At 72.7% G+C, this 22,285-nt stretch carries 19 protein-coding genes; 9 read left to right on the top strand and 10 right to left on the bottom strand.

The genetic code is table 11. The features are described 5' to 3' along the window. Positions 1-161: 161 nt before the first annotated feature. Positions 162-1,337, bottom strand: a complete 1,176-nt coding sequence (locus tag SSNG_RS17195) for a DUF418 domain-containing protein (protein ID WP_007265141.1) — start codon at positions 1,335-1,337, stop codon at positions 162-164. Positions 1,338-1,482: 145 nt separating this feature from the next. Here SSNG_RS17195 and SSNG_RS17190 point away from each other — a divergent pair, with 145 nt between their 5' ends. Continuing rightward, entirely contained in the window at positions 1,483-2,151 is a 669-nt protein-coding gene (locus tag SSNG_RS17190) for a GntR family transcriptional regulator (RefSeq protein ID WP_007265140.1), read from the top strand. Then, positions 2,148-3,449: an MFS transporter gene (locus tag SSNG_RS17185; RefSeq protein WP_007265139.1), complete on the top strand. Its 1,302-nt coding sequence runs from the start codon at positions 2,148-2,150 to the stop codon at positions 3,447-3,449. Before SSNG_RS17190 ends, SSNG_RS17185 begins: the two co-directional genes overlap by 4 nt. A gap of 27 nt (positions 3,450-3,476) precedes the next feature. Here SSNG_RS17185 and SSNG_RS17180 read toward each other — a convergent pair whose 3' ends face one another. Continuing rightward, entirely contained in the window at positions 3,477-4,304 is an 828-nt protein-coding gene (locus SSNG_RS17180) for a maleylpyruvate isomerase family mycothiol-dependent enzyme (protein WP_007265138.1), read from the bottom strand. Between the two features lie 139 nt (positions 4,305-4,443). On the opposite strand from SSNG_RS17180, the gene SSNG_RS17175 reads away from it, so the two are divergent. After that, entirely contained in the window at positions 4,444-5,226 is a 783-nt protein-coding gene (locus tag SSNG_RS17175) for a carbon-nitrogen family hydrolase (RefSeq protein WP_007265137.1), read from the top strand. A 19-nt stretch (positions 5,227-5,245) separates the two neighbouring features. Here SSNG_RS17175 and SSNG_RS17170 read toward each other — a convergent pair whose 3' ends face one another. Next, the gene (locus tag SSNG_RS17170; RefSeq protein ID WP_007265136.1) at positions 5,246-5,779 is read right to left on the bottom strand and encodes an LURP-one-related family protein; all 534 of its coding nucleotides are present in this window, start codon (positions 5,777-5,779) and stop codon (positions 5,246-5,248) included. Between the two features lie 32 nt (positions 5,780-5,811). Between SSNG_RS17170 and SSNG_RS17165 the strand changes: the two genes are divergently transcribed. Further along, positions 5,812-6,636, top strand: a complete 825-nt coding sequence (locus tag SSNG_RS17165; protein ID WP_007265135.1) for a hypothetical protein — start codon at positions 5,812-5,814, stop codon at positions 6,634-6,636. Here the strand turns inward: SSNG_RS17165 and SSNG_RS17160 are convergent. Next, a complete protein-coding gene (locus tag SSNG_RS17160) occupies positions 6,633-7,211 on the bottom strand; it encodes a Uma2 family endonuclease (RefSeq protein WP_007265134.1) in 579 nt (192 codons plus the stop codon). The genes SSNG_RS17165 and SSNG_RS17160 overlap by 4 nt on opposite strands. 127 nt (positions 7,212-7,338) lie before the next feature. Here SSNG_RS17160 and SSNG_RS17155 point away from each other — a divergent pair, with 127 nt between their 5' ends. Next, entirely contained in the window at positions 7,339-9,177 is a 1,839-nt protein-coding gene (locus SSNG_RS17155; RefSeq protein ID WP_007265133.1) for an NHL domain-containing thioredoxin family protein, read from the top strand. Positions 9,178-9,217: 40 nt separating this feature from the next. Here the strand turns inward: SSNG_RS17155 and SSNG_RS17150 are convergent, their stop codons facing one another. The 3 genes from SSNG_RS17150 to SSNG_RS17140 form a co-directional block, all read right to left on the bottom strand. Beyond that, a complete protein-coding gene (locus tag SSNG_RS17150) occupies positions 9,218-10,510 on the bottom strand; it encodes a M18 family aminopeptidase (RefSeq protein ID WP_007265132.1) in 1,293 nt (430 codons plus the stop codon). 102 nt (positions 10,511-10,612) lie between these two features. Then, positions 10,613-11,347: a hypothetical protein gene (locus SSNG_RS17145; RefSeq protein ID WP_007265131.1), complete on the bottom strand. Its 735-nt coding sequence runs from the start codon at positions 11,345-11,347 to the stop codon at positions 10,613-10,615. 134 nt (positions 11,348-11,481) lie between these two features. Next, entirely contained in the window at positions 11,482-13,308 is a 1,827-nt protein-coding gene (locus SSNG_RS17140; protein ID WP_007265130.1) for an acyl-CoA dehydrogenase, read from the bottom strand. Between the two features lie 176 nt (positions 13,309-13,484). On the opposite strand from SSNG_RS17140, the gene SSNG_RS17135 reads away from it, so the two are divergent. Then, positions 13,485-13,946 (top strand): SseB family protein, encoded by a 462-nt coding sequence (locus SSNG_RS17135; RefSeq protein ID WP_007265129.1) that lies wholly within the window; start codon positions 13,485-13,487, stop codon positions 13,944-13,946. Positions 13,947-14,018: 72 nt separating this feature from the next. Continuing rightward, the gene (locus SSNG_RS17130; protein WP_050779652.1) at positions 14,019-14,996 is read left to right on the top strand and encodes a winged helix-turn-helix domain-containing protein; all 978 of its coding nucleotides are present in this window, start codon (positions 14,019-14,021) and stop codon (positions 14,994-14,996) included. Positions 14,997-15,143: 147 nt separating this feature from the next. Here SSNG_RS17130 and SSNG_RS37985 read toward each other — a convergent pair whose 3' ends face one another. Beyond that, positions 15,144-15,626: a hypothetical protein gene (locus tag SSNG_RS37985; protein WP_007265127.1), complete on the bottom strand. Its 483-nt coding sequence runs from the start codon at positions 15,624-15,626 to the stop codon at positions 15,144-15,146. 210 nt (positions 15,627-15,836) lie between these two features. Here SSNG_RS37985 and SSNG_RS17120 point away from each other — a divergent pair, with 210 nt between their 5' ends. Then, a complete protein-coding gene (locus SSNG_RS17120) occupies positions 15,837-16,832 on the top strand; it encodes a pirin family protein (protein ID WP_007265126.1) in 996 nt (331 codons plus the stop codon). A gap of 89 nt (positions 16,833-16,921) precedes the next feature. Here SSNG_RS17120 and SSNG_RS17115 read toward each other — a convergent pair whose 3' ends face one another. Further along, positions 16,922-19,126 (bottom strand): SpoIIE family protein phosphatase, encoded by a 2,205-nt coding sequence (locus SSNG_RS17115; protein ID WP_007265125.1) that lies wholly within the window; start codon positions 19,124-19,126, stop codon positions 16,922-16,924. 136 nt (positions 19,127-19,262) lie between these two features. Here SSNG_RS17115 and aspS point away from each other — a divergent pair, with 136 nt between their 5' ends. Then, positions 19,263-21,095, top strand: a complete 1,833-nt coding sequence (gene aspS, locus SSNG_RS17110; RefSeq protein ID WP_007265124.1) for an aspartate--tRNA ligase — start codon at positions 19,263-19,265, stop codon at positions 21,093-21,095. A 113-nt stretch (positions 21,096-21,208) separates the two neighbouring features. Here aspS and SSNG_RS17105 read toward each other — a convergent pair. Next, a partial coding sequence (locus tag SSNG_RS17105; protein WP_128637000.1) for a VWA domain-containing protein occupies positions 21,209-22,285 on the bottom strand: 1,077 nt, incomplete at its 5' end.

The following is a 22,285-nucleotide window of genomic DNA, read 5'->3' as shown; positions in this document are numbered from 1 at the left end:
CGCCCCGCTGGCCCGGACGTACGTGGTGCGCGGCCGCCGCCCCGGCGGGCGGGCCCGGATCCGCTTCGCGCAGATCCGGCCGCCCTACCCGGAGGAGGCCCCCTACGACGAGTTCGTCCTCGACGTGGAGGTCACCGACGTGGAGGCCACCGGCGGCGAGGTCACCGGCGGGGCCTGAGCGCCCAGTGCTGGACGGCCTCCAGCGGGCCCCGGTCGAAGTACCGCAGCCACAGCCGGGACCCGGCGACCAGGACCAGGCTCACCGCCGCCCACAGGCCCATCACCCACCACGGCCCGCTCCCCTCGAACCGGGCGGCCAGCCCCAGCCCGAAGCCGTAGCAGAGCAGTACGCACAGCAGGTTCTGGCCGACGTAGCAGGACAGGGCGGTGCGTCCGACGGAGCCGAGCGCCGCCGCGCCGGGGACGGCGAACCGGTCGAGGGCCCACCCGATGAGGCCGATGTAGCCGACGGCGACGAGCGGGGCGATGCCGTAGCGGCCCAGGACGAAGAAGTCGGGGCCGCCCAGCTCGGCGGCGATGCCCAGGGGCAGTCCGAGGCCGAGCCCCCAGGCGGCCATCCGGCCGCGGATGCGGCGCCCGGCGGCGGTCGGGCCGAAGGCGCCGGCGCGGTGGAGGCGGACGCCGAGGAGGAAGAGGAACACCAGCAGCCCGAAGGTGAAGACGGGCTCGATGCGCAGGGCGAGGGCGTTGTCGAGCCGGAAGCCGATCTGCTCGGCCCAGCTGCCGTGCGCGTAGAGCCGTACGGCCTCCGGATCCGGGGTCTCGGGGGAGTCGGGGGTGACGGCGTCGCCGAGGGTCACCAGGCAGACCAGGGTCAGGTGGACGCCGGCCGCGACCAACATCGCGACCCGCCGCACCCGCTCGGAGCGGGCCAGCAGCCAGGCCACCAGCAGCGCGGTGACGGCATACCCCATCAGCACGTCCCAGGCGAAGATCAGGACGAAGTGGACGGTCCCCTCCAGGAAGAGGAACGCGGCCCGCCGCGGGTAGCGCCCGGGCCACGGCTCGCCCCGGCGGGCGGCGGAGTCGTACTGGATGGCCAGGCCCACGCCGAACAGCATCGTCAGCAGCGAGAGGAACTTGCCGTCGGCCAGGAAGCGGAAGGCGGTCTCGGCGATGGTGGCGGCGGACGGGTCGGCGACCGGGTCCGGCAGGCTCAGGCCGCCCTGCAGGACGCTCCACTCGGAGCCCGGCGAGGCGAAGATCCAGACGTTGGTCATGAGCGTGCCGAGGATGGCGGCGCCGCGCAGGACGTCGAGCAGGGGCAGCCGGGCCGCGGTCGTGTCCGCCCGGGGTGTGACGAGGGTGTCGGCCATGACTCCAGAGTCCCGGGGCGGACGGCCCCCTTCTTCCTGCCGGTGGAGGAACCCGGGCTACATCCTTCGATGCAGTCGCGGGCGCCCGGCGTCCACATCGCGGACGGCCGGATCATTGCATCCCTCATGTATCTATCCTGTGCGCATGCCGCCAGCCACTCCCCCGGCCACCCGCGCCACCACCGCCGCCGAACGCGTCTACCACCACGTCAAGCAGGGCGTACTGGACCGCCGCTACGAGGGCGGGACCCTGCTCACCGAGGGCGAGCTCGCCGGAGCCGTGGGGGTCTCCCGCACCCCGGTCCGCGAGGCCCTGCTGCGGCTGGAGACCGAGGGACTGCTCCGGCTCTACCCGAAGAAGGGCGCGCTGGTGCTGCCGGTCTCCGCGCAGGAGATCGCCGACGTGGTCGAGACCCGGCTGCTGGTCGAGGAGTTCACCGTGCGCAGGGCCGTGCCGGCCCCGCCCGCGCTGCTGGAGCGGCTCACGGAACTGCTGGCGGAACTGCGGCTGTACGCGGACCGGGGCGACCTCGCCGCGATGACCACCGCCGACCGGTGCTTCCACGCCGAGATCGTCCGCCACGCCGGGAACGAGATCCTCAGCCGGCTCTACGACCAGCTCCGCGACCGGCAGCTGCGGATGGGCGTGGCCCTGCTGCACGCCCACCCCGACCGGGTGGAGCGCACCCTCGACGAGCACGCCGAGATCCTGGACGCCCTGCGCGCCGGGGACGCCGAGGCGGCCGCCGCGGCCGTACGCGGCCACGTGGGCCGGGTCGGCGCGCTGGTGCGGGGCGGCGGTGAGGTCCGGTGAACGCCGAGCCGCCCGGCGGGCGCGGGGCCGTCGCCGTCTGGTGCATCGGCGTCGCCGTCTACTTCGTCGCCGTCATCTTCCGCACCAGCCTGGGCGTCGCCGGCCTGGAGGCGGCGGACCGCTTCCACGTCAACGCCTCCGCCCTGTCCACCTTCTCCCTCCTCCAGCTGCTGGTCTACGCCGGCATGCAGGTCCCCGTCGGCCTGATGGTCGACCGGCTCGGCACCAAGAAGGTGCTCACGCTGGGCGCCGTCCTCTTCACCGCCGGGCAGGTCGGCTTCGCCCTCTCCCCCTCGTACGGCATGGCGCTGGCCGCCCGCGCCCTGCTGGGCTGCGGTGACGCGATGACCTTCATATCCGTGCTCCGGCTCGGCACCCGCTGGTTCCCCGCCCGGCGCGGACCGCTGATGGCGCAGCTGGCCGGGCTCGTGGGGATGGCGGGCAACCTGGTCTCCACCCTGGTGCTGGCGCCCGTCCTGCACGGCCTCGGCTGGGTGCCGGCCTTCGCGGGCAGCGCGGTCGCGGGGCTGATCGTCCTCGTCCCGCTCGTGCTGTTCCTGCGCGACCACCCCGAGGGGCACGAGCCGCCGCCCGTGGCCCGGGGCGCCGGGGGCTTCGTACGCCGTCAGATCCGGGACTCCTGGCGCGAGCCCGGCACCCGGCTCGGCCTGTGGGTGCACTTCACCACCCAGTTCCCCGCGATGGTCTTCCTGCTGCTGTGGGGCATGCCGTTCCTGGTCGAGGCGCAGGGGCTGTCGCGGACCACCGCGGGCGGGCTGCTCACCCTGGTGGTCGCCGCGAACATGGGCTTCGGCCTGGTCTACGGGCAGCTCATCGGCCGCCGCCCGGGCGCCCGGCTCCCGCTGGCGCTGGGCACGGTCGGCGTCACCGCGCTGCTGTGGGCCTCCGTCCTCGTGTACCCCGGGGAACGGGCGCCGATGTGGCTGCTGGTCACGCTGTGCGTGGTGCTCGGCACCTGCGGGCCGGCCTCGATGATCGGCTTCGACTTCGCCCGGCCCGCGAACCCGGCCGAACGGCAGGGCACCGCGTCCGGCATCACCAACATGGGCGGCTTCCTCGCCTCCATGACCACCCTGCTGGCGGTCGGCGTCCTGCTGGACGCCACCGGGGACGACTACCGGACCGCCTTCTCGTCGGTGTTCGTGGTGGAGCTGCTGGGCCTGACCCAGGTCCTGCGGCTGGCACCCCGCGCCCTGGCCCGCGAACGCGAGACCCTCACCGTCACCGCGGCCGCCGGGGGGAGCCCCCGGCAGGCCGCGCGCCCCGCGCCCCGCTGATCCCGCGCGCCGGTTCCGCGGGGTCGGCTACGGGGTGACGGCGAACGCGCCGAGAATGGCGGCGGCCAGCTCGGTGTCGCCCTCCACCTTGACCCGGTCGGCGACCGTGCGCGGCCGGACCCGGCCCGCGGCGAGCCGTACGTACGTCTCCCAGTCCATGGCCAGCGACACGTCCGGGCCCAGCGAGGGGGTCTTGTCGAGGGTGGCCCGGCCCGCCGCGTCCACCCGTACCGTGCGCAGGAACTCCACCGGCCCGTGCACGTCGATGACCACGGTCGTGTTCGGCGGGGCGCCCGCGCCCTTCGCGACCACCTTCGGCAGTCCGGCGAGGAGGATGTCCCGCGCCACGAACGCTCCCGGCGAGTCCCAGTTCCCCGGGACGCCCAGGGCCGCCCGCAGGTCCTGCTCGTGGATCCAGGTGTCGAAGGCGCGCAGCCGCAGCGAGAACTCCAGGGTGATCTGGTTGCCCTGCGGTCCGCGCACCATCGTGGTGGCCGGATCCCGCTTCTCGTTGCGCAGTTGGCGCTGCCGGCGGATGACCGTGTACTCCAGCTCCGCGGTCATCTCCGGGGCGGTGTGGTGGCGGCGGACGTCAACCGGCACCTCCATGTAGCGGGTGAACTCGTCCACCACGTGCCGCAGGTCGCGCGGGAGGGTGTGGATCGGCCGCGGGTCGCCGAGCTGTTCCAGCTCCAGGCCGATGAGGTGGGAGACGATGTCGCGCACCGACCAGCCGGGGCAGGGGGTCGGCAGGTTCCACTGGCCCTCCGGGAGGGGGAGGACCAGCTCGGTTATGGCCTCGATGGAGTGGGTCCACGCGTCGGCATACGGCTCAAGGGTGGGATGGACGGTCAACGGGACCCCTCGCTGGCAGTTCAGTGGCGCGTTGTGGACTATTCCCAAAACTACGCTGCCGATGAGCACCCCGACAGCGCTTTCGTGTGACGATCGTAGGCCTTGAGTTGACCGGCTGACATGCCAGGACGGTGGTAGCGTGCGCGCCTCTCTGATCCAAATCGCCGTGAACGACGGGGAGTCGGTGGCTTCCCGGCGGCAGCGGGCCGCCGAACTCGTCAGGGAGCAGAGCGGCTCCGATCTCGTCGTACTGCCCGAACTGTGGACGGTGGGCGCCTTCGCCTACGAGCAGTTCGAGACGGAGGCCGAACCGCTGGACGGCCCGACCTTCGAGGTCATGTCCAAGGCGGCCTCCGACGCCGGGGTCTGGCTGCACGCGGGCTCGGTCGTCGAGCGCGCCGGCGACGGCTCGCTCTACAACACCGCCCTCGTGCTCTCCCCCTCCGGGGAGCTCGCCGCGACCTACCGCAAGATCCACCGCTTCGGCTTCGACCAGGGCGAGGCGGTGCTGATGTCCGCCGGCGACTCCCTGACCACCGTCGTCCTGCCCGAGCAGACCCTCGGCCTCGCCACCTGTTACGACCTGCGCTTCCCCGAGCTGTTCCGCGGGCTCGTCGACGCCGGCGCCACCACGATGGTCGTCTCCGCGGGCTGGCCGGCCCGGCGGCGCGAGCACTGGACGCTGCTGAACCGGGCGCGGGCGGTGGAGGACCAGTCGTACGTACTGGCCTGCGCGACGGCCGGTACGCACGCGGGCGTCGAACAGGCCGGGCACAGCCTGGTGGTGGACCCGTGGGGCGAGGTCCTCGCGGAGGCCGGCCCGGGCGAGGCCGTCCTGACGGTGGACCTGGACCCGGCGAAGGTCGCCGAGACCCGTGACCAGTTCCCGGCCCTCAAGGACCGCACCCTGGGCCGCCCGTAGCCGTCCGGGGGCTCCGTCCTCACCCGCCGGAGCCCCCGTCCTCCCCGCCCTTCCCGTCCTCCCTGTCCTCCCGCTCCTTTTCGGCCATTCTGATCACGCAGACGGCGAGCGCCACCAGCAGCGCCGCGTCCGCGTCCTCCCGGACCACGTCGACGGCGTACGTCTCGCGGATCCGGTACCACTGCCGGGAGACCAGCGCGAGCAGCTCGCCCTCGTACTCGACCTTGAACTCGCGGTCCAGGATCCGCCCGCTGACGTCGAGTTCGGTGCCCTCGGCCATGGTCACGCGGAAGTGGTTGCGCAGCAGCGAGAGCCGCTTGCGCCGGACCACCGCGAGCCGGACCCCGTCCCGCTCCAGGGTCATCGCGTCCCGCAGGGTGAAGAGCTTCTCCCGCAGCGTCAGCAGGACCCGTCCCTCGGGGTCCTCCAGTTCCAGGGTGTCGCGGAAGCGGAGCGCCTTCCCGTCGACGAGGAAGGCGTGCCGGCCGTCCTCGTCCTCGATCCAGTAGTCGTCCCCGATGGCCAGCAGTTTGTCCCGAACGAGGTATTTCATGCGGTGATCGTTGCCCGGGATAGCTTGGCCCCATGCCCACGAAGCCCCGCACCCGCCTCCTCTACGTGACCGACCTCGCCTACCCCGCGCGCGGCCGCCGCTACTGCGACGAGGACATATTCCTCACCGCCCGCCTGCGCGAGCACTTCGACCTGGCCCTGTGCCACCCGCTGGACGCGCGGGCCCTCATGGCGGGCTTCGACGCCGTCGTCGTCCGCAACAGCGGCCCGGTCCTGGGCTACCAGGAGGCCTACGACGAGTTCCGCGCCGCCGCCCTCGCCGCCGGGACCCCCGTCTACAACCCGCTCACCGGCCGCGCCGACATGGCCGGCAAGCAGTACCTCCTCGACCTCACGGCCGCCGGGTACCCGGTGATCCCGACCGTGGACGACCCGGCCGACCTGCACCTGCTGCCGCCCACCGCCACGTACGCGGTCAAGCCCAAGCAGGGCGCCGACTCCATCGGCCTCTCCTTCACCCCCGACCCGTCCGGCCCGGCGGGCGAGATCCTGATCCAGCCGCGGATCGACTTCGCGTACGAGGTGTCCTTCTACTTCGTCGACGACGCCTTCCAGTACGCCCTGTACGCCCCGGACCCCGCCCGCCGCTGGGAGCTCACCCCGTACGAGCCGACCGCTGAGGACCTGGCCTTCGCCCGCCGCTTCATCACCTGGAACACCCTCGACCACGGCATCCAGCGCGTGGACGCCTGCCGCGCCCCCTCGGGCGAGCTCCTGCTGGTCGAACTGGAGGACCTCAACCCGTACCTCTCCCTGGACCTCCTCCCGGAACCGGCCCGCGAAGCCTTCGTGGCGGCCCTGACCGACTCGCTGCGGGCGTTCACCGCCGGCTCCTAGAGCCCGCTGGTGTCGAGCTCGATCCCGAACGGCTCGGGGAGCCGCACCGGCGTGCCGAAGGCGTGAGGTCCGTCGACCTCCGTGTAGCCGAGCCGTCCGGGCCCGGAGAAGAGGGTGACCGTCTTGTCGAGGCGATCGACCAGCAGGTAGAGGGGGGCGCCGTACTCGGCGTAGCGCTTCCGCTTGACGACGCGGTCCGTCTCGGCGTTGGACTCGGAGGTGACCTCGACGATCAGCAGGGTCTGGTCGGGCACCAGTGCGTCCGCGCCGCTGGCGAGCTCCTCCGGGACCACGGCGAGATCCGGTACGTACCAGTTCGGTGAGCGGGGTAGGTCCAGGTTCCCCGAGCCGGTGATGCAGCCCAGCTCCCGGACCCGGGAGAGGATCTGGTACCGGATCTGCTCGGCGGCCCTCTCGTGGTCCCATGTCGGCGTCATGACCTCGCCGCTTCCCCCCTGGATGACCCCCTCGACGATCTCCACCCGGTCACCCTGCATGTGCTGAATGGCGTACTTCAGAGCCAGTTCGGGATCCACACCCTGGGTGTAGTCGCCGGGCTCGGCGGCGGTGGCCATCAGGCAGCTCCTTCCGTCACGCCTCCACGCTCCCACGCCGCCCCGCCCGTAGTCCTCCGGTACTGGGATCGATCACCCGTCCGGGGAGGCTCGTGGGGCCGGGAGGGCGGGATGGCAAGCTTGAAGGATGAACGATGCTGCCCCGGCGCCCACCCCCGCGCCCGAGCCCCGCCGCCGTGCCCGTGTCCGTGCCCCCGAGCTGATCGGCAAGGGCGGCTGGCTGAACACCGGCGGGAAGGAACTCACCCTCGCCGACCTGCGCGGTCGCGTGGTGATCCTCGATTTCTGGACCTTCTGCTGCATCAACTGCCTGCACGTCCTCGACGAGCTGCGGGAGCTGGAGGAGAAGCACCGGGACACCGTGGTGATCATCGGCGTGCACTCGCCGAAGTTCGTCCACGAGGCCGAGCACGCCGCCGTCGTCGACGCGGTCGAGCGGTACGAGGTGCACCACCCCGTGCTCGACGACCCCGAGCTCGCGACGTGGAAGCAGTACGCCGTGCGGGCGTGGCCCACGCTCGTGGTGATCGACCCCGAGGGGTACGTCGTCGCGCAGCACGCCGGCGAGGGGCACGCGCACGCCATCGCGCGGCTCGTCGAGGAGCTGGAGGCCGAGCACGAGGCCAAGGGGACCCTGCGGCGCGGCGACGGGCCCTACGTGGCGCCCGAGCCCGTCGCCACCGACCTGCGCTTCCCCGGGAAGGCGCTCGTGCTGCCCTCCGGGAACCTGCTGGTGAGCGATTCCACGCGGCACCAGCTGGTGGAGCTGGAGGCCGACGGGGAGACCGTCGTACGCCGGATCGGCAGCGGGGAGCGCGGCTTCGGGCCGGACGCCTTCAGCGAGCCGCAGGGGCTGGCGCTGCTGCCCGACGGGCGGGTCGTGGTCGCCGACACCGTCAACCACGCGCTGCGGGTCCTCGACCCGGAGACGGGCGCCGTCGAGACCGTCGCCGGGACCGGGCGGCAGTGGTGGCAGGGGTCCCCGACCTCCGGGCCGGCGCTGGAGGTGGACCTGTCCTCGCCGTGGGACGTCGCCTGGTGGCAGGGCCGGGTGTGGATCGCCATGGCCGGCGTGCACCAGCTGTGGACCTGGGACCCGGAGTCGGGGACCGTCGGCGTCGCCGCCGGGACGACGAACGAGGGGCTCGTCGACGGGCCGGCCGCCGAGGCCTGGTTCGCGCAGCCGTCCGGGCTCGCGGCCGCCGGGGACCGGCTGTGGATCGCCGACTCCGAGACCAGCGCCCTGCGGTGGGTGGAGCCCGGCGAGGACGGTTACGTGATCCGCTCCGCCGTCGGGACCGGCCTGTTCGACTTCGGGCACCGCGACGGCGACGCCACCCAGGCGCTGCTCCAGCACCCGCTCGGGGTCACCGCGCTGCCGGACGGCTCGGTCGCGGTCTGCGACACGTACAACCACGCCCTGCGGCGCTACGACCCGGCCACCGGCCAGGTCTCCACCCTCGCCACCGACCTGCGCGAGCCCAGCGCCGCCGTGCTGGCCGGCGAGGACATCGTGGTGGTGGAGTCCGCCCGGCACCGGCTGACCCGGCTGCGGCTCCCGGAGGAGGCCGTACGCGTGGACGCGGTCGCCCACCGCACCCAGCGTGCGGCCACGGAGGTGGCTCCCGGCACGCTCCGCCTGGACGTGGTCTTCCAGGCCCCGGCCGGCCAGAAGCTGGACACCCGCTACGGGCCGTCCACCCGGCTGCTGGTCTCCTCGACCCCGCCGGAGCTGCTGGCGGAGGGCGAGGGGGCCGGCACGGACCTGTTCCGGGACCTGGTGCTGGACCCGGCCGTCACCGAAGGGGTGCTGCACGTCTCGGCGATGGCCGCGTCCTGCGACGACGACCCGGCCAACGAGTACCCGGCCTGCCACGTCCACCAGCAGGACTGGGGCGTCCCGGTCGTCGTCACGGCCGCCGGCGCCGCCCGCCTGCCGCTGGTGCTGGCGGGCATGGACGCCTGACGGCCGTCGCGGGTGTTCCCGGAGGGCCGGGCGCTGCTGCTCAGCCCTCCAGGAACGCCAGCAGGGCGTTCGCGAGGAGGAACGGGTCGTCGGAGCCGCACAGTTCGCGGGCGGAGTGCATCGACAGGATCGCCACGCCGATGTCGACGGTCTGGATCCCGTGGCGGGCGGCGGTGATCGGGCCGATCGTCGTGCCGCACGGCATGGAGTTGTTGGAGACGAAGGTCTGCCACGGCACTCCGGCCCGCTCGCAGGCCGCGGCGAACACTGCGCGGCCGCTGCCGTCGGTGGCGTAGCGCTGGTTGACGTTGACCTTCAGGATGGGGCCGCCGTTGACGCGCGGGTGGTGCGAAGGGTCGTGCCGCTCCGCGTAGTTGGGGTGGACCGCGTGCCCGGTGTCCGAGGAGAGGCAGACGGTGGCGGCGAAGGCGCGGGCCTTGTCCTCGTACGTGCCGCCGCGCGAGAAGACTGAACGTTCCAGCACGTTGCCCAGCAGGGGGCCGTCGGCGCCGGTGTCCGACTGGGAGCCGTTCTCCTCGTGGTCGAAGGCAGCCAGCACCGGGATGTGGTCCAGGCCCTCGGAGGCGGACACCGCGGCGAGGGCGGCGACGCCGGCGTGCACCGACAGCAGGTTGTCCATGCGCGGGCCGGCCAGCAGCTCGCGGTCGCGGCCCAGGTAGGCGGGCGGCTCGATCGAGTGGACCATCAGGTCCCAGCCGGCCACCGAGCCCTGCGGCAGGTCCTCTTCCTCCTCCAGGAAGGCGATCAGGTCGCCCTCGCGGGCCTCGCCCAGGCCCCAGATCGGCTGCATGTGCCGCTGCTTGTCGAGCTTGAGGCCGTCCGTGTTGACGGAGCGGTCCAGGTGCACGGCGAGCTGCGGGACGCGCAGCAGGGCGCGGTCCACGTTCACCAGGCGCTCGGTGCCGTCGCGCAGGGTCAGCCGCCCGGCGAGGCCGAGGTCGCGGTCGAGCCAGGTGTTGAGCAGGGTCCCGCCGTAGATCTCCACGGCGACCTGGCGCCAGCCCTGCGAGCCGGTGTCCGGTACGGGCTTGACCCGCAGGTTGGGGGAGTCGGTGTGGGCGCCGATGATCCGGAAGGGGGTGTGCGCCGCCGCGCCCTCGGGCACGTACCAGGCGATGAGCGCGCCGCCGCGCAGGACGAACCTGCCTCCCGTGCCCGAGTCCCAGGCGTCCGATTCCGACAGCTGCCTGAAGCCCGCCTTCTCCAGCCGCTCCGCCGCGTTCGCCACTGCGTGGTACGGCGACGGACTGGCCGTCAGGTAGGTCATCAGATCGTCGGTGTGGCCGCGGTCGAAGCGGGCGGGAGAGCTCATGTGGTTCACCTTAACGACGGTCGTGTTCGCCTTGGCCGGACTGCGGCGGGATAGCCGAAAGGTCGAGGACCGCGGGGGGTTTGCCCCGCGGTCCCGTCGTTCTCAGCCCGGCGGACGCTCGAATCTGCGCTGCAGTTGTCTGCGCTCGCCCCGGCGGATGCGGGGGAGCATCTCGGGGGTCTGCGGCGGGCGCTGCGCGCGTCTTTTGCGTCCGGCGCAGAAGATACAGGCCTCACCCGGCGGGGCATCGGGGTCGATCGGCGCGCCGGGGTGCTCGGAGCATCCCGACGCGTTGCGCGGCCGCGACAGCTCCCGGGCCACGATGAAGGCCCGGTGGAGGTCGTCCGCGATGCGTACGAAGTCCTGGTCGGCGGAGCCGAGCGTGAGGTGGAAGCGCTGCTCGTCGATCACGCGCAGGTAGTGGCGCAGGACGTCGAGGGTGTACGGGGGTTCGGGCACGGGGTACCCGAGCCGTCGCTGCTCGCCCGCGGGGGCGGGGCCCGCGGCCCGGCCGCCCTGCAGGCGCCGGCCGAGGCGGCGGCGGTCGTTGCAGATGAGGCAGCGGCCCCAGCCCTCGGGTGCCTCGGGGTCGAGGGCGCCGTTGGGGTGCTCGGGGCAGCCGGTGTAGCTCTTGGCGGGGGCCAGGCCCGCCGCGGTCTGGAAGGCCACGTACAGGGCGTCGGCCACCGGGTCGTACTCGGCGGGGTGGGCGCCGTCGTAGAGGTCCTTGATCCGGTCGCCGAGCGCGCCCACGTTGGCCTGGAGCTCCTTGAGGGCGTACGGGCGCCCCGTGGGGACGGAATACCCCCTGCTGCCGTGCTGCTCCTGTGGACTCATGTCTACGAGCGTGCCACGAACCACCGACAAGGGCCGAAACGGCCCGACGGCAGTGGCCGGACCCCCGACAGGGAGGGTCCGGCCACTGTGCGTACGTACACCGCGTACGTCTCGGTCGGCGAGGCGGGCGTGCCTTAGAAGGCGGCCTCGTCGAGGTCCATCAGGGAGTTGTCGACGGCCTCGGCCAGCGCGCGCTGGACCGAGACGCCCGGCAGGACCTGGCCGGCGAAGAACTTCGCGGCGGCGATCTTGCCGGTGTAGAAGGCGGCGTCCTTGGCGGAGGCGCCCTCCAGCTTCGCGGCGGCCACGGCGGCGCCCTTGAGCAGCAGGTATCCGACGACGACGTCACCGGAGGCCATCAGCAGGCGGGTGGTGTTCTGGCCGACCTTGTAGATGTTCTTGACGTCCTCGCCGGTGGCGGTGAGGTCGACGATCATCTGGCCGACGATGGCCTCCAGGTCCACGGCGGCCTTGGCGAGGGCGTCGCGGGCGGGGGCGAGGTCCTCGCCGCCGGGGCCCTCGGCGAGGAACTTCTTGATCGTCTCGGAGAGGATGTTCAGGGAGGCGCCCTGGTCGCGGACGATCTTCCGGAAGAAGAAGTCCTGGCCCTGGATGGCCGTGGTGCCCTCGTAGAGGGTGTCGATCTTGGCGTCGCGGATGTACTGCTCGATCGGGTACTCCTGCAGGTAGCCGGAGCCGCCGAAGGTCTGCAGGGACTGGGCGAGCTGCTCGTAGGACTTCTCCGAGCCGTAGCCCTTGACGATCGGCAGGAGCAGGTCGTTCAGGCCGATCTCGGCGGAGGCGTCCTCGCCGGCGGCCTGCTTGACGGCGATCTCGTCCTGGACGGAGGCCGTGTAGAGCACCAGGGCGCGCATGCCCTCGGCGTAGGCCTTCTGCGTCATCAGCGAGCGGCGCACGTCGGGGTGGTGCGTGATGGTGACCTTGGGCGCGGTCTTGTCCATGAAGTTCGCGAGGTCGGGGCCCTGCACGCGCTCCTTGGCGTACTCCAGGGCGTTCAGGTAGCCCGTCGAGAGCGTCGCGATGGCCTTCGTGCCGACCATCATGCGGGCGAACTCGATGATCATGAACATCTGGCGGATGCCGTCGTGCTTGTCGCCGATCAGCCAGCCCTTGGCGGGGTGCTGGTCGCCGAAGGTCATCTCGCACGTGTTGGAGGCCTTGAGGCCCATCTTGTGCTCGACGTTGGTGGCGTAGACGCCGTTGCGCTCGCCCAGCTCGCCGGTCTCCCAGTCGAAGTGGAACTTCGGGACGAGGAAGAGGGACAGGCCCTTGGTGCCCGGGCCGTGGCCCTCGGGGCGGGCGAGGACGTAGTGGAGGATGTTCTCCTCCATGTCGTGCTCACCGGAGGTGATGAAGCGCTTCACGCCCTCGATGTGCCAGGAGCCGTCCTCCTGCTGGACCGCCTTGGTGCGGCCGGCGCCCACGTCCGAGCCGGCGTCCGGCTCGGTGAGCACCATGGTGGAGCCCCAGCGCTTCTCGACGGCGATCTGCGCGATGCGCTTCTGGGCCTCGTTGCCCTCCTCGTGGAGGACACCCGCGAAGGCCGGGCCGGAGGAGTACATCCAGATGGCCGGGTTGGAGCCGAGGAGCAGCTCCGCGTAGGCCCAGATGAGGGAGCGGGGCGAGGTGGTGCCGCCGATCTCCTCGGGCAGGCCCAGGCGCCAGTACTCCGAGTCCATGAAGGCCTCGTAGGACTTCTTGAAGGAGGCCGGGACCGGGGCGGTGTTGGTGGCCGGGTCGAAGACCGGCGGGTTGCGGTCGGCGTCCGCGAAGGACTCCGCGAGCTCGTTCTCCGCGAGGCGGGCGATCTCGGACAGGATGCTCTTGGCGGTCTCGGTGTCCATCTCGCCGAACGGGCCGGTGCCGTACAGCTTGTCGCGGCCGAGCACCTCGAAGAGGTTGAACTCGATGTCGCGGAGATTCGACTTGTAGTGCCCCATGGCGACGGCTCCGTTAAGGCTCGGGGAGACAGGTTCCTCGTACATACCAATCGGTAACGTCATGATGCTACCCACCAGTAATAAGAATCAACCCTTAGTTGACCACTGTGACCAGCATCAAGCGGGAATCCCCCGAGGGTGCCTGGGGAGGGGGCCCGCTCGGTAGGCTTCGGTCCATGTACGGCTACGACCAGAACGTGAGCGCGGGGCAGCAGCAGTACGCCGCCCCGCAGCAGATGGCCGGCGGGTACGGCGAGCAGCCGCTCTACCCCGAGCCCTCTCCGCCGTCGCTCGCCGACGCGGTACGGGCCTTCACCACCGGGTCGCTGTCCGCCGAGGACTTCCAGCAGATCTTCGCGACGTCGAAGGTCTACTGCCCGCGCGGCGACACCCCGGGGTTCCTGGCCCTGCACAACACGCAGCAGCCGGTCATCCCGATGTTCACCACGCTCAAGGAGCTCCGCCGGTACGCCGGCAAGGAGTCCAAGTACTTCGTCATCACCGGCGCCGAGGTGATCGACCTGCTGCCCACCGGGTACGGCTTCGTCCTCGACATGGAGGGCGACCACCGGATGGTGTTCGACGCGAAGGCCGTCGAGCAGATGGTCGACTTCGCGATGCGCCGCATGTACGGCTAGACGCCGTAGCCGTGCAGACGGCCGACCTGTCGTAGTGGCGCCGGCGCCGGGGGTGGTTGGACCTTGCTGAGGGTGCACTTCACGGCCGAGGACCTGTTCAACGTCACCTTCGCCGCCGAACCGCTGCCGCTGCTCGAACTCGCCATGGCCCTGGTCGCCTGGCAGCGCACCGACGAGCCGGCCGTCTTCGGCCCCTGGCGCCGCCGCGTCTGCCGCGACCTGCCCGGCCGGGCCCGCGGCCCGCTGCTCGAACTGCTGCGCCCGGACGGCCAGAACCCGCAGTTCATCGAGCCGTACGCGGCCACCCTGGAGGAAGGCCTGGCGGCCGTCCGCGAGGCGGGCGCGCTGCTCACCGGCGAACAGCTGGCCACCGCCGCCGCCCGCGCCCCCGACGGCCGGCCCTCCTGGCTGCGCGCCCTGTGGGACCAGGACCGCGGGGCCTGGGACCAGTTGGGCGGGGCGATCGGCTCCGCCTACGAGGTGGTCATCGCCCCGTACTGGCCGCACATCCGGCAGTCCTTCCGGGCGGACGTGGCCTGGCGCACCCGGCTCCTGGCCGCCCACGGCATCAAGGCGTGCCTGGCCGGCATCCACCCGGCGGCCCGCTGGTCGGGCACCGTCCTGGAGGTCGACGGGCCGCCCGGGTACGAGGTGCGGCTCGGCGGGCGCGGGCTGCTGCTGATGCCGTCGCCGTTCTGGACGGGCCGGCCGCTGCTCGCGGAGGGCCCCGACGGGCCCGGCGGGCGGCCCCTGCTCATGTACCCGGCGCTGACGCCGCTGCCGCTGGTGGAGACGGGCCCGTCCGGGGGCCCGGCGGGGGCCGCGCTGGACGCGCTGCTGGGGCGGACCCGGGCGGCGGTGCTCCGGCTGCTGGTCCAGCAGCGGACCACGAGCGAGCTGGCCCGGGACCTGGACGTCAGCCTCCCGTCGGTCTCGGAGCACACCCGCACCCTGCGCGCGGCGGGGCTGATCACCACCGTGCGGGACGGGAAGGCGGTGCTCCACTCGGTGACGGGCCTGGGCGTGGAACTCCTGCGCAGCGGCGGCTGAGAAGCGGTCCGGGCCCGCCGGAGCTTTCGGCCACCGCCGAAAGGATCGCCGCAGCGGCCCGCCCTCCCGCACCATCGGGAGCGGCGGGGGGCCCACGGGGGAGGTCCCCCGCCCGCCCTGCCTCCGCCCGCCGTACCTCCGCCCGCCCTACCTCCGGCCGCCGCCGACGACGGCCCGGCTCCGGCGCCACAGGGCGACGCCCACGGCCGCCGCCGCCAGGGCCGCGAGCCCGTACGCGTACAGCAGCGCGGGGTCGGGGCGGTAGGCCAGGGAGAGCCGGATCCCGGCGAAGAACGGGATGCCGATGAGGGCCCAGCGCCCGTCGTAGTCGATCCCGGACGTCGCCCACTGGAGCAGCAGGCCGGCGAGGAACGTCAGCACCGCCCACGCGCCGAGGTAGGGCCAGGGCGACCCGGGCAGGGGCTCCATCGGCAGTCCGGTGGCCGCCCACCGGTACACGGCGTACCCGGCGAGGCCCATCACCGCCGTCATCGCGAGGGCCGACGCGGGCACGCGCAGCCACGCGGGCGCGCTCCACGACGGCTCGGGGGCGGGCTCGGTGTCGATGCCGGCTTCGGTGTCGGTGTCGGTGTCGGTGTCGGGGGCGGGCCGGGGGGTGCTGTTCTCCATGCCCCGGTAGACCGCGCCCGCCGGCCCTCTGGTTGTCAGGTACGGGCAAAAAACCCGGTTCCCGGCGGAAAGCGGCCGAAAAAGCCCGCCCGCGGCTCCCCGGGACGGCTCGCGCCCGACCGGGAATGCTCCGGACGGGTGAGCTGTTCCGTGCGGTGTGGCAGAAAGTTCGAGTTTCAACTAAACTCGACGCAGAAGGAGGTCCTGACCATGCCCGCAGTGACTGTTGAGAACCCGTTGACCCTTCCGCGCGTGGCCGAGCCCCAGACGGCCGCCGCCCGCAAGGTGCTCGCCGTGACCACGGCTCCCGGGGGGTTCGAGGGCGAGGGCTTCCCGGTGCGCCGCGCCTTCGCCGGGATCGACTACCAGCACCTCGACCCGTTCATCATGATGGACCAGATGGGCGAGGTGGAGTACGCGCCGGGCGAGCCGAAAGGGACGCCCTGGCATCCGCACCGCGGCTTCGAGACCGTCACGTACCTGCTCGACGGGACCTTCGTCCACCAGGACAGCAACGGCGGCGGCGGAGTCATCAACGACGGCGACACCCAGTGGATGACCGCCGGCTCGGGCCTCCTGCACATCGAGGCCCCGCCGGAGCACCTCGTCGTCAGCGGCGGGCTCTTCCACGGCCTCCAGCTGTGGGTGAACCTCCCGGCCTCGGACAAGATGATGCCCCCGCGCTACCAGGACATCGGCGGCGGCAAGGTCAAGCTGCTCACCACCCCCGACGGCGGCGCGCTGCTCCGCGTCATCGCCGGTGAGCTGGACGGGCACGAGGGCCCGGGCATCACCCACACCCCGATCACGATGATCCACGCGACCGTCACCCCGGGCGCGCAGCTCACCCTGCCGTGGCGCGAGGACTTCAACGCCCTCGCGTACGTCATGGCCGGGCGGGGCACCGTGGGCACCGACCGCAGGCCGGTCCACACCGGGCAGACGGTCGTCTTCGGCGAGGGCGGCTCCCTCACGGTCCGCGCGGACGAGTCCCAGGACTCCCACACCCCGGACCTGGAGATCGTCCTGCTCGGCGGCCGCCCCATCCGCGAGCCGATGGCGCACTACGGGCCGTTCGTCATGAACACCCGGCACGAACTCCAGCAGGCCTTCGACGACTTCCAGGCGGGCCGGCTGGGCCGGATCCCCACCACCGCCCGGACGGGTCTGGGCCACCGGGGCGCCGGCGAGGCCGACGAGGACTGACCCGCCCCGGCCTTCGTGACCCGGAGGGGCGCCGCCCCTTCCGGGCCGGGCGCGCGGTAGCGCGTTCGGCTCGGATTCCGGGAGGGTGGCTACCCGGTCTCGTCCGCGGGCTTGGAGCGTTCGTACAGCTCGAACCAGATCGACTTGCCCGCGCCCCTGGGGTCCACGCCCCAGGTGTCGGCGAGCATCTCCATCAGCAGCACGCCGCGGCCGCTGGAGGCCATCTCGCCGGGGTGCCGCTTGTGCGGCAGCTCGTCGCTGCCGTCGGCGACCTCCACGCGCAGCCGGCGGGTGCCCAGCTCGCCGGCTGCCTCCGCGACCAGCAGCGCGTCCCCGTCGGTGTGCACCAGCACGTTGGTCACCATCTCGGAGACCATCAGCACCGCCGAGTCCACCTGGTCCGGGTCCGCCCAGTCGTGCAGCAGCTCCCGGATCTGGCGGCGGGCGCCCGCGATCCGCTCGGGTTCGGCCTGGGCGACGGTCAGCACCGTGCGCCGGGCGGGCCGGGCCGGGTGCGTCCGGCCGGTCCCGCAGCCGCAGCCGGCGCCCTCGCGGCAGAGCAGCACCACGGCTATGTCGTCCTCGCGGCGGTCGGCGAGCGGGCCGGTGGTGTGGTGGGAGGAGGGCCCGTGCACGGCCTGGACCAGCAGGTCGGCGAGGTGCTCCAGGTGTCCGGCGGTGAGGTCCGTGCCGGGCCCGTACGTCTCGGCGTCGGCCTCCAGGATGGCCCGCAGCCGGGCCCAGCCGGTGTCGAGGTCGTGCCCGCCGGTCTCGATGAGCCCGTCGGTGCACAGCATCATCGTCTCGCCGGGCTCCAGGGTGAACCGGGTCGTCGGGTAGTCGGTGTCGGGGACGATGCCGAGCGGGAGGCCGCCGGCGGTCGGCCGCATCAGGACGGTGCCGTCCGTCATCCGGATCACCGGGTCGGGATGGCCGGCGCGGGCCACCTCCAGCGTGCCGGTCTCCGGGTCGCACTCCACGTACAGGCAGGTCGCGAAGCGGGGGCTGAGGTAGTCGGACTCGCCGCCGGGGCCGCGTTCCCCGGCCTCCGCCCCGGCCTCCTCCTCCTGGGAGGAGCAGAGCCCGGCGAGGAAGCGGGAGGCCCGGGAGAGCACCGCGTCGGGCCGGTGGCCCTCGGACGCGTACGCCCGTACCGCGATCCGCAGCTGGCCCATCAGGCCGGCGGCCCGTACGTCGTGCCCCTGGACGTCGCCGATGACCAGGGCGAACCGCCCCGACGGCAGCGGGATCATGTCGTACCAGTCGCCGCCGACCTGGAGGCCGCCGCCGGTGGGGACGTAGCGCGCGGCGATGGTCATGCCGGGGATCTCGGGCCCGAGCTGCGGCATCATCGACCGCTGGAGCCCGGTGGTCAGCTCGCGCTCGGACTCGGCGACGCCGGCCCGCTGGAGGGCCTGGGCGAGCATCCGGGCGACCGTCGTCAGCACGGACCGCTCGTCGGGCGAGAAGGTCACCGGCTGCTTGAAGGCGGCCATCCAGGCCCCCATGGTCCGCCCGGCCACGATCAGCGGCAGGAAGGCCCAGGAGACCCGGCCGAAGGGCTCGGCGAGCGGCCAGGTGACGGGGAAGCGCCGCTCGTACTCCTCGGGGGTGGGCAGGTAGATGGCCCGGCCGGTGCGGACGACCTCCGCGGCCGGGTAGGCGGTGTCCAGGACCATGTCCGTGAAGGGCGCCTCGTCGCCGGGGGCGTGCCCGTGGTGGCCGATGACCGACAGCTTCTCGCCCGCCACCCCGAAGACGGCCAGCCCGTCGGGGCTGAAGCCCGGCATGGACAGCGAGGCCGCCACCCGCAGCACCTCGGCCGTGGACCGGGCCTCGGCGAGCGCCCGGCCGGCGTCGAGCAGGAAGGCCTCGCGGGAGCGCCGCCAGTCACCGGTGATCGGGGTGTGGACGGCGGTGGTGCCGGGCTGCGGCTCGGCGATCTCCTGGATGGTGCCGATCAGCTCGTAGTCGACGCGGCCCTCGGCCGTCCGGTTCTCCACGGGTTTGGAACGGCTGCGCACGGTGCGCAGCACGCGCCCGTCCTCGTCCATGATCCGCAGTCGGGCCTCGGCGAGGGTGCCCTCGGCGACGGCGAGGTTGACGATGCCGTTGATCTCGTTCCAGTCGACCGGGTGGAAGCGCGAGCGCACCGCGACCTCGGGCAGGACGACGGGCTCGGCGGGCAGGCCGAGCAGCCGGGCGGCCTCGCCGTCGAGGGTGACCGTCCCGGAGGCGTTGTCCCATCGCCACAGGCCCGTCGCGATGGCGGCCAGGACGTCCTCGGTGCGCACCCGGTCATCTTTACAGGTGATCCCGTCGGCGTGCCTGTTCGGGAGCCCGCTCGGGCGCGCCCGCGCGGTGCCCCGCCCGGACGGTAACCTTGGGACGGTTGAATCCACCCTGGTATCGCGTAGAACTGGATGACTGATGCATCGGTACAGGTCCCACACGTGCGGCGAGCTCCGTGCCTCTGACGTCGGCACCGACGTCCGGCTGAGCGGCTGGCTGCACAATCGTCGAGACCTGGGCGGCATCCTCTTCATCGATCTGCGCGACCACTACGGCATCACGCAGCTCGTCGCCCGCCCCGGCACCGCGGCCGCCGACGTCCTGGACAAGCTGTCCAAGGAGACCGTCGTGCGCGTGGACGGCAAGGTCGTCTCCCGCGGCACCGAGAACGTGAACCCCGACCTGCCCACCGGCGAGATCGAGATCGAGGCCGCCGAGGTCGAGGTGCTCGGCGCGGCCGCCCCGCTGCCCTTCACGATCAACACCGACGACGGTGTGAACGAGGAGCGCCGCCTGGAGTACCGCTTCCTCGACCTGCGCCGCGAGCGCATGCACCGCAACATCATGCTGCGCTCGGCGGTCATCGCCTCGATCCGCTCGAAGATGGTGGCCCTCGGCTTCAACGAGATGGCGACCCCGATCCTCACCGCGACCTCCCCCGAGGGCGCCCGTGACTTCGTCGTCCCGTCCCGCCTGAACCCGGGCAAGTTCTACGCCCTGCCGCAGGCCCCGCAGCAGTTCAAGCAGCTGCTGATGATCTCGGGCTTCGACCGCTACTTCCAGATCGCGCCCTGCTTCCGCGACGAGGACGCCCGCGCGGACCGCTCGCCGGGCGAGTTCTACCAGCTCGACGTGGAGATGTCCTTCGTCGAGCAGGAGGACGTCTTCCAGCCGATCGAGAAGCTGATGACCGAGCTCTTCACCGAGTTCGGCGGCGGCCGCCCCGTCACCTCGCCGTTCCCGCGGATCCCGTTCCGCGAGTCGATGCTGAAGTACGGCAACGACAAGCCCGACCTGCGCGCCAAGCTGGAGCTCGTCGACATCACCGACGTGTTCGAGGGCTCGGAGTTCAAGGCGTTCGCCGGCAAGCACGTGCGTGCGCTGGCCGTCCCGGACACCGCCGCGCAGCCGCGCAAGTTCTTCGACGGCCTCGGCGAGTACGCGATCTCGCTGGGCGCCAAGGGCCTGGCGTGGGTCCGCGTCGGCGAGGACGGCTCGCTGACCGGCCCGATCGCGAAGTTCCTCACCGAGGAGAACGTCAAGGTCCTCACCGAGCGTCTGGGCCTGGCGGCCGGGCACGCGGTGTTCTTCGGCGCGGGCGAGTTCGACGAGGTCTCCAAGATCATGGGCCCGGTCCGGGTCGAGGCCGCCAAGCGCGCGGGCCAGTTCGAGGAGAACGTCTTCCGCTTCTGCTGGATCGTCGACTTCCCGATGTACGAGAAGGACGAGGAGACCGGCAAGATCGACTTCTCGCACAACCCCTTCTCGATGCCGCAGGGCGGCATGAAGGACCTGGAGGAGAAGGACCCGCTCGACATCCTGGCCTGGCAGTACGACATCGTCTGCAACGGCATCGAGCTGTCCTCCGGCGCCATCCGCAACCACGAGCCCGAGGTCATGCTGAAGGCCTTCGAGATCGCCGGTTACGAGGCCGAGACCGTCGAGCGCGAGTTCGCCGGCATGCTGCGCGCCTTCCGCCTCGGCGCCCCGCCGCACGGTGGCATCGCCCCGGGCGTGGACCGCATCGTGATGCTGCTGGCCGACGAGCCGAACATCCGCGAGACCATCGCCTTCCCGCTGAACGGCAACGCCCAGGACCTGATGATGGGTGCGCCGACGGTGCTGGAGGAGTCCCGCCTGCGCGAGCTGAACATCGCCCTGCGCAAGCCGGTCGAGACGAAGGCGGCGGACGCCAAGGCCGCCGACGCGAAGCCGGTCGCGGAGGCCGTCCACCCGGACGCGGCGCGGTGACGCTGCCGCTGGGGTAGCAGGTCGTGACGAAGGGCCCGGGATCCTCGCGGATCCCGGGCCCTTCGTCGTTGCGGCGCTGCGTTGCTTCGTCGTTGCGTTGCTGCGGCGCGCGGTCAGAACCGGTCGAGGATGCCCTTGAGGAGGGCGGCGGAGGTCAGCTCCGCGGGGGCCGGGCCGGCGTGGAAGAAGCCGGCGTTCTCGGCGTCCAGCTTGCGCAGGAAGTCGAAGGCCTTGGCGTCGTGGTCGCCGAACGCGACGAACTGCCAGTGGACGCCGGGGGCGGAGGCCGCCGCGTCGGCGATCGCCTGGCGGGCGGGGCGGACGCTGTCGGGGGCGCCGTCCGTCTGGAAGACGACCAGGGCCGGGCCCTCGCCGCCGTCCTTCTGGTAGCGCTCGACGACGGCCTCGACGGCCACGTGGTAGCTGGTGCGGCCCATCCGGCCGAGTTCGGCGTGGCGGGCCTCGACCCAGGTCGCGTCGTGGGCGTCGAGGGTCAGGTCGGCGGTGCCGTCGAGCTCGGTGGAGAAGAACACCGTGTGGACGGTGGCCTCCTCGTCCAGGTGGGCGGCCAGGGCGAGGGCGTGGTCGGCGAGGTGCTGGGCGCTGCCGTCCTTGTAGAACCCGCGCATGGAACCGGAGCGGTCCAGGACGAGGTACACCTTCGCGCGGGCCCCGGCCTTCCCCTTGGCCCGCAGCACCTGCCCGGCGGCCTTGTACGCCCCCGCGACGCCGGCGGCCCGCCGCCGGACCGCTGCCGCGGCGATGGCGGGTCCCTCGGCCGTCTCCGCCGGGTCCGCCTGCGGCGAGGCTTCGGCGGTCACGGGCTCGGGCGTCTCGGCCTCCGGCTCGGGGGCGGCGGCGACGGCCGGCTCCGCGGCGGCCTCCGGCTCGCGGGCGAGGGGCTCGGCCTCCGGCTCCGCCTCGGCGGATGCGGCGACGGGCTCGCCCTCCGGTTCCGGGGCGGTGGCTTCGGCCGGCTCCGCGGCGGCCTCCGGCTCCGGGGCGGCGGGGTCCTGCCGCGCGGGGGCCTCCGGCTCCGCTTCGGCGGCTGCGGGGGTGGCCTGGGCCTCGGGCTCCGCGGCGGGTGCGGGGTCGGTCTCCGCCTCGGCGGCGGGCTCCTGCGCCTGCGGCGCCGGCTCTTCGGCGGCGGGGGCCGCCTGCGCCTCGGGCTCCGCGGGGGCCTCCGGCTC

The organism is Streptomyces sp. C (genome assembly GCF_000158895.1).
In the GTDB taxonomy this organism is placed as follows: domain Bacteria; phylum Actinomycetota; class Actinomycetes; order Streptomycetales; family Streptomycetaceae; genus Streptomyces; species Streptomyces racemochromogenes.
The sequence above is the reverse complement of the archived record's forward strand: the minus strand, read 5'-3'. Positions and strand labels throughout refer to the sequence as shown.

Excerpts from the sequence above, each read along its gene's own strand:
- SSNG_RS37985 (WP_007265127.1), bottom strand. The coding sequence starts at position 15,626 with ATGGAGAACAGCACCCCCCGGCCCGCCCCCGACACCGACACCGACACC.
- SSNG_RS17140 (WP_007265130.1), bottom strand. The coding sequence starts at position 13,308 with ATGGGGCACTACAAGTCGAATCTCCGCGACATCGAGTTCAACCTCTTC.
- SSNG_RS17120 (WP_007265126.1), top strand. The coding sequence starts at position 15,837 with ATGCCCGCAGTGACTGTTGAGAACCCGTTGACCCTTCCGCGCGTGGCC.
- SSNG_RS17195 (WP_007265141.1), bottom strand. The coding sequence starts at position 1,337 with ATGGCCGACACCCTCGTCACACCCCGGGCGGACACGACCGCGGCCCGG.
- aspS (WP_007265124.1), top strand. The coding sequence starts at position 19,263 with ATGCATCGGTACAGGTCCCACACGTGCGGCGAGCTCCGTGCCTCTGAC.
- SSNG_RS17170 (WP_007265136.1), bottom strand. The coding sequence starts at position 5,779 with ATGAAATACCTCGTTCGGGACAAACTGCTGGCCATCGGGGACGACTAC.
- SSNG_RS17190 (WP_007265140.1), top strand. The coding sequence starts at position 1,483 with ATGCCGCCAGCCACTCCCCCGGCCACCCGCGCCACCACCGCCGCCGAA.
- SSNG_RS17160 (WP_007265134.1), bottom strand. The coding sequence starts at position 7,211 with ATGGCCACCGCCGCCGAGCCCGGCGACTACACCCAGGGTGTGGATCCC.
- SSNG_RS17145 (WP_007265131.1), bottom strand. The coding sequence starts at position 11,347 with ATGAGTCCACAGGAGCAGCACGGCAGCAGGGGGTATTCCGTCCCCACG.
- SSNG_RS17150 (WP_007265132.1), bottom strand. The coding sequence starts at position 10,510 with ATGAGCTCTCCCGCCCGCTTCGACCGCGGCCACACCGACGATCTGATG.
- SSNG_RS17155 (WP_007265133.1), top strand. The coding sequence starts at position 7,339 with ATGAACGATGCTGCCCCGGCGCCCACCCCCGCGCCCGAGCCCCGCCGC.
- SSNG_RS17135 (WP_007265129.1), top strand. The coding sequence starts at position 13,485 with ATGTACGGCTACGACCAGAACGTGAGCGCGGGGCAGCAGCAGTACGCC.
- SSNG_RS17165 (WP_007265135.1), top strand. The coding sequence starts at position 5,812 with ATGCCCACGAAGCCCCGCACCCGCCTCCTCTACGTGACCGACCTCGCC.